We start from the raw sequence: 12,020 nt of genomic DNA, 5'->3' as shown, positions 1-12,020 counted from the left end.
TGTTATGCGTATTCCTTACTGGTCCCCAGCTTACAAAAATTAGAAGCGAGAGAAATCATTAAAAAGTGCAAGTCCCATTAACAGAATCAATGCCATTGCACCTATCCGAAAACTAAAGTCTTGTACTCGCTCAGACACCGGACTTCCTTTAATTTTTTCAATTAATAAGAAGAGCAAGTGCCCCCCATCTAAAACAGGCAATGGAAACAGATTGATGATACCTAAATTGACGCTAATAAGCGCAATAAACATCAAATAATATACCAAGCCTGATTCGGCGGATACCCCCGCGCCTTTAGCGATAGATATCGGACCGCTCAAGTTATTGAGTTTGACATCCCCAACAACCAGTTTACCCATCATATTGACCGTCAACTTCATTAACTGCCACGTCTTATCACTGGCTTGGTAAAACGCAGAAAATGGCCCATATTGTTGCACCATTTTATATTCATCTGCTAACGGTAACACTGAAAGTTCTACACCTGCAAACCCAATTTTCTCTCCACGCTGCCCATTTTGGCTATCAGGGGTCAGCGTGAGTGAAATCAATTGTTGCGACCGTTGTACTTCAAGTTTTAACGGAACGCCTGGGTTATTACGAATAATGCGCGTTACAGGGTTCCAAAGGCCTAATACTTCCCCGTTAACACTGACTATTCTGTCGCCTTTCTGTAAGCCTGCTCGTTCACCAGCTAACCCTTGCGTCACTTTTTGGATAACAGGGTCAATTCTTGCAGAAACGGGCATTATACCTACCGACAAAATTGGATCTTGTTTCTCAGGATCAAGCTGCCAAGTCGTTAAATCAACTGTTTTTGTAATCGGTTCATTATAACCATTTGGTAGTACTTGAGCTGTCAGCTCGCGGTCGCCTATTTTGCCGACCAATGCTAAGCGAACTGAATTCCAGTCAGGAGTTTCGATACCATCAATGGATTTTAGTTCCATTTTTGGTTCAAAATTTGCAGTTGCCGCAATAGAACCTGGTTTTACGTCTTCAATGATAGGTTTCACAGAAGGAATACCAATCATAAAGACTATCCAATAGACAACAATTGCTAATAAAAAGTTCGCAATTGGCCCCGCACTAATAATGGCCGCTCGTTGACCTACTGTTTTATTATTAAACGCTTGATGACGACGCTCAGGAGAAACGCTCCCCACTCGCTCGTCAAGCATTTTGACATAACCCCCTAGCGGGATCATCGCTAAAACAAATTCAGTGCCATGTTTATCGACTTTGCGCCATAACGTTTTGCCAAACCCAATAGAGAAGCGTTCAACATAGACACCACAGCGACGAGCAACCCAGTAGTGGCCGAACTCATGCACTGTAATTAACACGCCTATCGCGATAATAAATGCAACTAAACTCCAAATAAATCCCATGTATCTTCCTAAAGACCAAAACCGTTAAAAATTAACAAATTTAGCCCAGCAAAAACAGGAATCGCGGCTGTCAGGCTATCAATACGATCCAAAATACCGCCATGCCCTGGAATTAAGTGGCTACTATCTTTAATACCTGATTGGCGCTTAAACATACTTTCGGTTAAATCACCAAACACAGATACTACAACAACAATAATTGAAGTCACTAGCAAATAATCAGGCATCACTGGAATTGGCGCAAAGGCACTAAATAACCATGAAATAACCCCAGCAGTTATAAGGCCTCCAACTAAACCTTCCCATGTTTTACCGGGTGATACCTTAGGTGCCATTTTGTTGCGCCCAATAGTACGACCAAATGCATAAGCACCTGAATCCGCGCCCCAGACCAGCAACATGACATACAATAACCACCACGCACCGAAGAATGTATCACTTTGATAACCAACGGTTCTTAAAACCATCATTCCACAATAAAACGGGATAATCGTTAATACGCCAAATAACAATCGAATAATGACGGAGTTACCCCAAGCAGCAGATGCGGGATAGGTAACCACTAAAATAATGGCAATTCCCCACCAAATAAGGCCTGCCCATAGGCCATATAGGATCATCGGTTCAGTGGAAAACTGATTTATGTCGGAAATAGAAAATTGCATTGCAAGTAATATTGCTGCAAATACAACCGCTAAGCCTATACGCTTAGCTTGTGAGTGCCAGCCGACAAATTGCGCCCATTCCCAAGCGCCTAAAGCACAAACCGCAATCACGACAAACCCAAAATTCGCTGGAGAAAGTAAAAACAGCGCTGCAATAACAATCGGTATTAAGACTATCGCAGTAAGCAAACGATATTTCAGCACATCTTTCCCCTATTCTTTGCCCAGTTCATCATCTGATTCAGCTCCACCATAACGGCGCTCACGCTGACTAAAAGCATCAACTGCACTTTGAAACACCATTTCATCAAAATCTGGCCACAAAACGTTGGTGAAATAAAATTCCGCATAGGCGACTTGCCATAATAGGAAGTTGCTAATACGGTGCTCCCCCCCCGTTCTTATGACTAAATCAACATTCTCTTGGTCATGCATACAAATATGGTTGTCGATACTTTCTTCATTGATATCATCAATAGAAAGCTCACCACTTTGAACCTTTGCAAATACTTGTTTTACACTGTTACTAATATCCCAGCGGCCACCATAGTTCGCTGCAATATTCAGTTTTAATCCAGTATTGTTTTGCGTTAATGCTTCCGCCTTATCAATTCTTTTTCTGAGACGTTCACTAAAACGACTAACATCACCAATAATTTTCAGTTTCACATTGTTTTTATGTAAGTTTTTAACTTCATTATCAAGAGCAAAAACAAAGAGTTCCATTAGAGAACTGACTTCTTTCTCTGGCCTTCTCCAGTTTTCACTACTAAATGCATACAATGTCAGAGAGCTAATTTTATTTTTTACCGCAAAGCGCACAGAATTACGGACAGATTCAACGCCTGCCTTATGACCTGTAATTCTGAGCTTCCCTCTTTGTTTAGCCCATCGGCCATTACCATCCATAATGATAGCAACATGCTTAGGTATCATTGAATCAGAGAGATTTTCACCACTAGAGTTCATTAAATATTAATCCTTGTGAGTACCACTTTGAGTAAACAGACCAATAATAACTACTATTATTGAGTTTGCTGATAAGACACATCCTTAAATCTCTAAGAGGTACTATGTTATTTTTCTTTTTTTTAACACGTCACATATTAAAGAGTTATTATGGCTGACAGCAACTAAATAAAACACATACCAGCTTTAAATTGTCTGAGCGATTATTTTTTCTGCATTTTTACGCGCCCATCCGTCGATTTCTAAGACCTCTTCAATCGAAACTGGTTCAGAAAAAACTTGGTTTTCTAATACATTGTGGTTAATTTTTGCTATATCCGTAAAGCGTATTTTACCTTCAAGAAAAGCAGCGACGGTCATTTCATTCGCACCATTAAGTGCAGTTGTAGCGGCTTGCCCTTGATGACAGGCATCGATTGCGAGCTTCAAGCAAGGATAACGTTGATAGTCAGGCTGAACAAACGTTAATGATGAAAGAGTTGCAAAATCAAGCGGTTTCGCACCAGACATGATACGCTGGGGATAAGCCATACTGTATGAAATTGGTGTACGCATATCTGGCGTGCCCAACTGAGCTATCACGCTACCATCTTTATACCGAACCATGGAATGAATAACAGATTGAGGATGGATAATCACTTCCATTTGCTCAGCACTCGCATTAAAAAAGTAGCAAGCCTCAATATATTCTAGACCTTTGTTCATCATTGTCGCAGAATCTACTGATATTTTCCGTCCCATCGACCAATTTGGGTGGTTACACGCTTCATCAGGGGTCACATTATCAAAATGCGATAACGGTGTATCCCTAAATGGGCCACCTGAACCTGTTAATACGATGCTCGAAATACCCGATGCAGACAAATCAGAGAAACCTAAATTTAATTGAATAATTTCAGGTAAACTTTGGAAGATAGCATTATGCTCACTATCAATAGGAAACACAGTTGCATTGTGCTTGCGAATCTCATTAAAGAATAAACGGCCACTAGTAATTAAAGACTCTTTATTCGCTAATAATATTCTTTTACCTTTGCGTATTGCCGCTAGAGTAGGAAGTAAACCGGCAACCCCGGTAATTGCTGACATCACTTGGTCTGCATCATCAAGACCAGCAAGGTCAATCGCAGCTTGTTTTCCTGACAAAACCTCAGTTTTGCAATTGTTCTCGGTCAAAATAGCTTTTAACGCTTTTGCTGATGATTCATCCGCCATTGAGACATATTTCGGATTAAACTCAAGGCACTGTTTCGCCATTTCAGTGACATTCTTTCCTGCCACTAAAGCGGTAATTTGAAATTTTTCGGGATTTTGGCGAACAACAGAAAGTGTATTGGTACCAATTGAACCTGTAGAACCCAGGATTGTCAGACGTTTCATAGTGATTGGTTGCTCTGTATTAATTCAATACTGAGATTATATCAGCTTAATGATTGGAAAGGATTTATTAATAGATATGAAAATAATAAAGCCACGCTAGCGCACACTTTTACAGTTGTTTGCTTTGGTGGCTTTATTATCATGATGGATTAAAACTCCATCAGCTCCGCTTCTTTTTGCGCTAATGACTCATCAACTTTTTTGATGAAGTTATCAGTCAGCTTTTGGATATCATCCTGTGAACGGCGCTCATCATCTTCACTGATTTCTTTATCTTTCAGTAAAGCTTTTACTTTGTCGTTAGCATCACGGCGAACGTTACGAACAGCAATACGGCCTTGTTCTGCTTCACCACGAACCACTTTAATTAAGTCTTTACGACGCTCTTCCGTTAATGGAGGAAGTGGAACACGGATCACGGTACCCGCAGATGATGGGTTCAGACCTAAGTCAGACGCCATAATCGCTTTTTCAATCGCAGGTGACATACTGCGGTCAAATACAGAAATCGCTAATGTGCGTGAATCTTCAACAGTGACGTTTGCTAATTGGCGCAGAGGTGTTGCTGAACCGTAATATTCAACAGTAATACCATCTAACAGGCTTGGCGATGCACGGCCTGTACGAACTTTACTAATTTGGTTTTTGAATGCTTCAAGGCTCTTTTCCATACGGTCTTGAGCATCTTTTTGGATTTCATTAATCACGTTTTCAACCCTTAAGAACTGGTTATTAAAGGCCGCGATGCGACCTCGCTTAAATAGTCTGAATTTATATGATAGATAATACATTTAAACTCAGGTCATGTCTCTGAGTATTAATTGTGAGAAATCAGAGTTCCTTCATTTTCACCCATAACCACGCGTCGTAAAGCGCCCGGTTTATTCATATTGAATACGCGGATCGGTAAGTTATGGTCACGTGCTAATGTGAACGCAGCTAAGTCCATCACTTTGAGTTCACGTTCTAAAACTTCTTGGTAACTCAGATTTTCATAAAGGACTGCATCAGGGTCTTTAGCCGGGTCTGCTGAATACACACCATCAACTTTTGTCGCCTTCAACACAACATCCGCTTCAATTTCAATGCCACGTAAGCATGCAGCGGAGTCTGTTGTAAAGAATGGATTGCCTGTTCCTGCAGAAAAAATAACAACACGGCCGTGACGTAACAAGCTAATGGCCTCTGCCCAGCTATAGTTATCACAGACACCGTTAAGTGGAATTGCAGACATCAGTCTTGCATTCACATAGGCGCGATGTAATGCATCACGCATCGCGAGTCCGTTCATCACAGTTGCTAGCATCCCCATGTGGTCTCCGACAACACGGTTCATTCCAGCTTGTGCCAAACCAGCACCACGAAACAGGTTACCACCGCCAATAACCACACCGACCTGTATACCCAGTTCTATGAGTTCTTTGATTTCCTGAGCCATACGATCTAAAACGCTAGCATCGATACCAAAACCTTCTGCGCCTTGTAAGGCTTCGCCACTTAATTTAAGCAGAATACGCTGATAAACGGGTTTTGCATTGGTTGCCATGGTGTTCTGTCCTAACAGATATTTATTGGGGTAACATACGTAGAATCACAGTTTTCTACATACCTAAATTTTTAAATAGACGTATATAAAACAGAGCCGCCAATTGGCGGCCCTTAGTTGATTACTTGCTCATTGCAGCAACTTCTGCTGCAAAGTCAGTTTCAACTTTCTCGATACCTTCACCTACTTCGAAACGAAGGAAACCAGAAACAGTAGCACCTTTCTCTTTCAGTAAGTCACCAACAGATTTGCTTGGGTCCATTACGAAAGGCTGGCCAGTCAGAGAGATTTCGCCAGTGAATTTGTTCATGCGACCGATAACCATTTTTTCTGCGATTTCGCGTGGTTTACCAGATTGCATAGCGATGTCTAACTGGATTTGATGCTCGTGAGCAACAACATCAGCAGGAACATCATCTGGAGTCACATATTCAGGTTTGCTTGCAGCGATGTGCATAGCAATGTGTTTCAGTAATTCTTCGTCAGCGCCTTCAGCCGCAACTAAAACACCAATACGAGCACCGTGCAGGTAGCTACCTACTTGTGCGCCTTCCAGAATAGCAACGCGACGAATATTGATGTTTTCACCAATTTTCGCAACTAATGTTGTACGAGCTTCTTCGAATTTTGCTTTCAGTGCATCGATGTCTGCATTTTTGTCAGCAACAACAGAAGCTAAAACTTCTTTACCGAATGCTAAGAAACCTGCGTCTTTAGCAACGAAGTCAGTTTCGCAGTTCAGCTCAACCAGAGCACCTGTTTTACCACCGTTGAAAACTTCAGTCAGGATAACACCTTCAGCTGCAACGCGACCTGCTTTTTTAGCCGCTTTTGCTTGACCTGATTTACGCATGTTATCAATCGCTAATTCGATGTCGCCATTAGCTTCAACAAGTGCTTTTTTACATTCCATCATACCTGCGCCAGTACGTTCGCGCAGTTCTTTTACCAATGCAGCGGTAATTCCAGACATGTGATTTATTCCTCGATATTCCCCGTGGGAATTTTCCCCACGTGGATAGTTCTGATTCATATATAAAAGGGGCCTAAATCAGGCCCCTTCTAACATATAGCAGTACCTGTATAGCAATACCTAAATAAGGGTTTAAACCTTATTATTCAGCTTCTACTAAGCTTTCTTCTGCTTGAACAGCCAGATCTTGTGAACGACCTTCACGAACGGTGCTTGCTACAGCGCCCAGATACAGTTTGATTGCACGGATTGCATCATCGTTACCAGGGATAATGAAGTCGATACCGTCTGGATCAGAGTTAGTATCAACAATAGCAAATACTGGGATACCCAAGTTGTTTGCTTCTTTAATAGCGATGTGTTCGTGGTCTGCATCGATAACGAACAGAGCGTCAGGTAAACCGCCCATATCTTTGATACCGCCTAAGCTGTTTTCTAACTTACCAAGTTCACGAGTACGCATCAGCGCTTCTTTCTTAGTCAGTTTGTCGAAAGTACCGTCTTGTGATTGAACTTCTAAATCTTTCAGACGTTTGATTGACTGACGAACGGTTTTCCAGTTAGTCAACATTCCGCCTAACCAACGGTGGTTAACGAAATACTGATCACAGCTGTTAGCAGCTTCTTGAACGGCTTCGCTTGCAGCACGTTTAGTACCGACAAACAGAATCTTGCCTTTACGAGAAGCAATTTTAGTCAACTCAGCCAGAGCTTCGTTGAACATTGGAACAGTTTTTTCCAGGTTGATGATATGAACTTTGTTACGCGCACCGAAAATGAAAGGTTTCATTTTTGGGTTCCAGTAACGAGTCTGGTGACCAAAGTGTACGCCTGCTTGTAACATATCGCGCATGGAAACAGTTGCCATTTAATACCTCTGTATTTAAGTAATTGGGGTTATGCCTCCACAAATCCCATGCTACCGACTCCAAAGCTGCGTTTAAACGCATAAGAGCACCCCGGTGCACGTGTCGATTTGTGTGTGTTATTACACAATTGAGTTTTAAGTTTCGCACATCCAAACTTTTCATTAGCCACTTCATATTGATGCCATAAAATGACATTTCGATGATGGTGATAAGAAATAATATGGATTGCCGGCGCGCTTTATACCATAAAACCAATCTAGAAGCCAACTTTTGTTGTTTTTTTCGCTCACAAAAATGGCAGTGAAGTTGATTTAATCAGAGCAATCGCGCTTTATAATTATAGACGCTTTTTGATTAGATAAAAAAGCCCTATTTAAAGAATGGTTTTTATTGTTTCACATACTTCTTATATCTCTCTTGCGGTTAGTTATTTGCATTTTGTGCTACGCAAGGCTCAAAATGAACAAGCCAATCCCCTCTCATCACCTATCCTACAAACAACTTCAACTTTCGAATCTATCGTTAGCTAGTTGGCAGAAAATGCGGTGGCTGTTACCATACGTCTTATCGATGTAAAAAATGGTATTCAACCTCCATTTTCAAACCCTCTTATTTAACATGTCATTAAGCACTAATGGCATGAATGGACTGGACTCATGGCTATTATTATCAAAACTGAAGAAGATATTCAGAAAATGCGCGTTGCTGGTCGCTTAGCAGCTGAAGTATTAGAAATGATTGCACCGCACGTTGTGCCGGGTGTTAGTACAGGTGAATTAGACCGCCTATGTCATCAACACATTGTTGATGTGCAGAAAGCTATCCCTGCATGCTTGGATTACCACGGTTTTCCTAAATCTGTTTGTATTTCTGTCAATGATGTTATCTGCCACGGCATTCCTAGCGACGATAAGATTTTAAAAGATGGCGATATTGTCAATATTGATGTCACCGTCATTAAAGAGGGTTTCCATGGCGATACCTCCAAAATGTTTATCGTAGGTAAACCGACGATTCAAGGTGAACGCCTTTGCCAAGTCACTTTAGACAGCTTGTATCTAGCAATCCGTATGGTTAAACCGGGTATTCGCTTACGTACTCTGGGCAAAGCTATTCAAGAATTTGTCGAAAAACAAGATTTCTCGGTTGTACGTGAATATTGCGGCCACGGCATTGGACAAGGTTTCCATGAAGAGCCACAAGTTCTGCACTATGACGCTGATGACAGTGGCGTAGTCCTGCAAAAAGGGATGACTTTTACCATTGAGCCAATGGTCAACACAGGTGATCACCGCATTCGTACCATGAAAGATGGCTGGACAGTTAAAACCAAAGACCGCGGTTGGTCAGCACAATATGAGCACACATTAGTCGTAACGGATAACGGCTGTGAAATCCTCACTCTACGTAAAGAAGAAGAACCATTTATCTCTGCCGTATTAGTCAACGAATAATCTTCTCCTTAGAGCCTTCTTAATCGAAGGCTCTACCTCTGTTCATTTTTATCAAAAAACCGTAAGCTGGTAGCTATTCCCCTATTGCTATCAATACGGAAAGATAAAGATGACTGTAAATTCAGCTTCCTACCTATCTCCGAATCAATTTAGTACTCATGACCTTGAGTTGAATTCATTAAGACAACATGTCGATGATTTCGATCAGTGGTTGGAAGAGGCTTTCAACCAAGGTAAAAATGTTGCCGACCTTATTCACTTACGTAGTGATTACCTTGACGCATTGCTGACAAGATTATGGCAATCTTTTAAATTTGATAAGCAACCCGATATGTCATTGATCGCCGTTGGGGGTTATGGTCGCCATGAACTTCATCCACTTTCTGACATCGATATTTTAGTTTTAAGTAAAAACCCCCTTCCAGAACGCGTCGCCAGCGAAATTGGGCAATTTATCACGCTATTGTGGGATTTACGGTTTGATATCGGCCACAGTGTCCGTTCGCTTGCTGAATGTATTGAAGCTGGAAATGCCGACCTAACCACCGCAACTAACCTCATTGAATCACGGTTAATTTGTGGTGATGTCACCCTGTTTTTACAATTACAAAAAACCATTTTTAGCGATGACTTTTGGCCCTCTGCCCTCTTTTTTGCTGCAAAAATTGAAGAACAGCAAGAACGTCATCAACGCTACCATAGTACCAGCTACAATTTAGAGCCCGATATTAAAAGTAGCCCTGGAGGATTGCGAGATATCCATACCTTACTGTGGGTCGGTCGGCGCCATTTTGGTGCAACCACCGTCGATGAAATGGTGGGTTTTGGCTTTCTCACTGAAGAAGAGCGCCAAGAACTCAAAGAGTGCTTAATGTTTTTATGGAAAATTCGCTTTGCACTCCATTTAGTGGTGAAACGCCATGATAATCGCCTGCTATTTGACCGCCAATTTAGCGTAGCTCGGTTACTAGGTTATGAAGGCGAAAAGAACCAACCCGTTGAACGGATGATGAAAGATTTCTATCGCGTCACTCGTCGAGTGAGGGAACTCAATCAAATGCTATTACAGCTATTTGATGAGGCCATTTTGACACTTAATCCTAACGAAAAACCTCGCCCTATTGATTCATTATTCCAATTACGCGGGTCATTGATTGATGTCATTGATGAAGAGTTATTTATTAAGCAGCCAGCTGCTATTTTAAAAATGTTTTATCAAATGGCTAGATATCCAAATATTACAGGGATCTATTCCACCACATTGCGTCAGCTTCGTTATGCACGGCGTAACCTTTCGGTGCCATTATGCGAAATCCCTGAAGCCCGAAAACTGTTTATCAAAATTCTACGCCACCCCAGAGCAATCAAAGGGGCTTTTGTTCCCATGCACCTTCATAGTGTATTAAGTGCCTACACACCGCTATGGGGCAATATCGTCGGGCAAATGCAATTCGACCTATTTCATGCATATACCGTTGATGAACACACTATTCGCGTGCTGCAAAAAATTGATAGCTTTACATTAGAAGAAAATCGTCGTGACCATCCACTGTGTGTCAGTGTTTACCCCAAATTATTACAACCCGAACTTTTACGATTAGCTGCGATTTTCCACGATATTGCTAAAGGCCGCTCAGGGGATCACTCTGATCTCGGCTCTGAGTTTGTTTATGATTTCGCCTTACTGCATGATTTTTCTGTCAAAGAAGCTGAATTAGCTTCCTGGTTGGTAAAAAATCACTTATTAATGTCAGTGACAGCTCAACGACGTGACATTCAAGACCCTGATATTATCAAGCAATTTGCAGGAGAAGTTAAAACCGTTTCACGGCTTAACTACTTGATGTGTTTAACGGTTGCGGACATTTGTGCCACAAATAGCACGCTGTGGAATAGCTGGAAACAAAGTTTAATTCGTGAGCTATTTTTATCAACAGAACACCAATTAAATCAAGGCATGCAAAGTACCCCTGACTTACGCGAACGCATTCGTCATCACCGTTATCAAGCTTTATCATTATTGCGCCAATCATCAATTGATGAAGAGAAACTGCAAAGCTTATGGTCTCGCTGCCATGCGGATTATTTTTTACGTCATACCCCATCCCAATTAGCATGGCATGCTAAGCACTTACTAGCCCATAACTTGAGCCAGCCTTTAGTGTTAATTAGCACGCAGCCTAAACATGGCGGAACAGAAATTTTTATTTGGTGCCATGATAAACCCCATTTATTTGCAGCTGTCGCTGGCGAATTGGATCGCAGAAATTTAAGCATTCACAGTGCTCAAATTTTCACCAACAAAGACAATATGGCCATGGATACCTTCGTCGTACTGGAACCTAACGGTAGCCCTCTATCCAAAGACAGATACGACCATATCCGAAAAATGTTGTTATTAGCCGTTCAGCAACCTGAAATTTCACTGCCTAAGCCACGTACTCTGCCGTCAAAGTTACGTCACTTTACTGTGCCAACAAAAGTTAATTTCCTACATTCCACTAACGAACGTCGCACTTATATGGAGCTATTTGCCTTGGATCAACCGGGTTTATTGGCTCGCATCGGTCATATTTTTGCTCAAATGGAAATTTCTCTGTATGGCGCACGCATCACCACAATTGGCGAAAAAGTGGAAGATTTCTTTGTTTTAGCTGATAAGGAACACAAAGCGTTGACTAAAAATATGCAACAAGAGTTATCAGAAAGGTTGACAGAAGCCCTAAAATCGAAGGATAAAATATAGCGTTCATCACATTTTCATGGTGAACG

The 12,020-nt window shown here is 41.5% G+C and carries 10 protein-coding genes; 2 read left to right on the top strand and 8 right to left on the bottom strand.

Annotated features, from left to right (window positions below):
- Positions 1-39: 39 nt before the first annotated feature.
- The 8 genes from rseP to rpsB form a co-directional block, all read right to left on the bottom strand.
- On the bottom strand, positions 40-1,392 hold the full coding sequence (gene rseP, locus G6Q48_RS03215) for a sigma E protease regulator RseP (RefSeq protein WP_102139932.1): 1,353 nt from the start codon (positions 1,390-1,392) through the stop codon (positions 40-42).
- 8 nt (positions 1,393-1,400) lie between these two features.
- The gene (gene cdsA, locus G6Q48_RS03210; protein ID WP_102139933.1) at positions 1,401-2,261 is read right to left on the bottom strand and encodes a phosphatidate cytidylyltransferase; all 861 of its coding nucleotides are present in this window, start codon (positions 2,259-2,261) and stop codon (positions 1,401-1,403) included.
- 9 nt (positions 2,262-2,270) lie between these two features.
- Complete coding sequence (uppS, locus tag G6Q48_RS03205) at positions 2,271-3,026, bottom strand: polyprenyl diphosphate synthase (protein ID WP_102139934.1); 756 nt, start codon at positions 3,024-3,026, stop codon at positions 2,271-2,273.
- Between the two features lie 186 nt (positions 3,027-3,212).
- Positions 3,213-4,406 (bottom strand): 1-deoxy-D-xylulose-5-phosphate reductoisomerase, encoded by a 1,194-nt coding sequence (ispC, locus tag G6Q48_RS03200; RefSeq protein WP_102139935.1) that lies wholly within the window; start codon positions 4,404-4,406, stop codon positions 3,213-3,215.
- A gap of 149 nt (positions 4,407-4,555) precedes the next feature.
- Complete coding sequence (frr, locus tag G6Q48_RS03195; RefSeq protein ID WP_102139936.1) at positions 4,556-5,113, bottom strand: ribosome recycling factor; 558 nt, start codon at positions 5,111-5,113, stop codon at positions 4,556-4,558.
- A gap of 110 nt (positions 5,114-5,223) precedes the next feature.
- A complete protein-coding gene (pyrH, locus tag G6Q48_RS03190; RefSeq protein ID WP_004257499.1) occupies positions 5,224-5,952 on the bottom strand; it encodes a UMP kinase in 729 nt (242 codons plus the stop codon).
- Between the two features lie 121 nt (positions 5,953-6,073).
- Positions 6,074-6,925 carry a translation elongation factor Ts gene (gene tsf / locus G6Q48_RS03185; RefSeq protein WP_004908761.1) on the bottom strand — a complete coding sequence of 284 codons (852 nt, stop codon included), beginning with the start codon at positions 6,923-6,925 and terminating at the stop codon, positions 6,074-6,076.
- 142 nt (positions 6,926-7,067) lie between these two features.
- On the bottom strand, positions 7,068-7,793 hold the full coding sequence (gene rpsB, locus G6Q48_RS03180; RefSeq protein WP_102139937.1) for a 30S ribosomal protein S2: 726 nt from the start codon (positions 7,791-7,793) through the stop codon (positions 7,068-7,070).
- Positions 7,794-8,450: 657 nt separating this feature from the next.
- On the opposite strand from rpsB, the gene map reads away from it, so the two are divergent.
- Positions 8,451-9,248, top strand: coding sequence for a type I methionyl aminopeptidase (map, locus tag G6Q48_RS03175; protein ID WP_166264459.1), 798 nt, complete (start codon positions 8,451-8,453; stop codon positions 9,246-9,248).
- 109 nt (positions 9,249-9,357) lie between these two features.
- Positions 9,358-11,994 carry a bifunctional uridylyltransferase/uridylyl-removing protein GlnD gene (gene glnD, locus G6Q48_RS03170; protein WP_102139939.1) on the top strand — a complete coding sequence of 879 codons (2,637 nt, stop codon included), beginning with the start codon at positions 9,358-9,360 and terminating at the stop codon, positions 11,992-11,994.
- Positions 11,995-12,020: the final 26 nt, after the last annotated feature.

It is taken from the genome of Providencia sp. M-27 (assembly GCF_011077905.1).
Lineage (GTDB): Bacteria > Pseudomonadota > Gammaproteobacteria > Enterobacterales > Enterobacteriaceae > Providencia > Providencia huaxiensis.
This window is presented reverse-complemented; position numbering and strand designations above follow the sequence as displayed.

Bases quoted from the DNA above. Each gene is read 5' to 3' on its own strand.
- pyrH (WP_004257499.1), bottom strand. From the start codon at position 5,952: ATGGCAACCAATGCAAAACCCGTTTATCAGCGTATTCTGCTTAAATTA.
- uppS (WP_102139934.1), bottom strand. From the start codon at position 3,026: ATGAACTCTAGTGGTGAAAATCTCTCTGATTCAATGATACCTAAGCAT.
- glnD (WP_102139939.1), top strand. From the start codon at position 9,358: ATGACTGTAAATTCAGCTTCCTACCTATCTCCGAATCAATTTAGTACT.
- rpsB (WP_102139937.1), bottom strand. From the start codon at position 7,793: ATGGCAACTGTTTCCATGCGCGATATGTTACAAGCAGGCGTACACTTT.
- ispC (WP_102139935.1), bottom strand. From the start codon at position 4,406: ATGAAACGTCTGACAATCCTGGGTTCTACAGGTTCAATTGGTACCAAT.
- rseP (WP_102139932.1), bottom strand. From the start codon at position 1,392: ATGGGATTTATTTGGAGTTTAGTTGCATTTATTATCGCGATAGGCGTG.
- tsf (WP_004908761.1), bottom strand. From the start codon at position 6,925: ATGTCTGGAATTACCGCTGCATTGGTAAAAGAACTGCGCGAACGTACT.
- map (WP_166264459.1), top strand. From the start codon at position 8,451: ATGGCTATTATTATCAAAACTGAAGAAGATATTCAGAAAATGCGCGTT.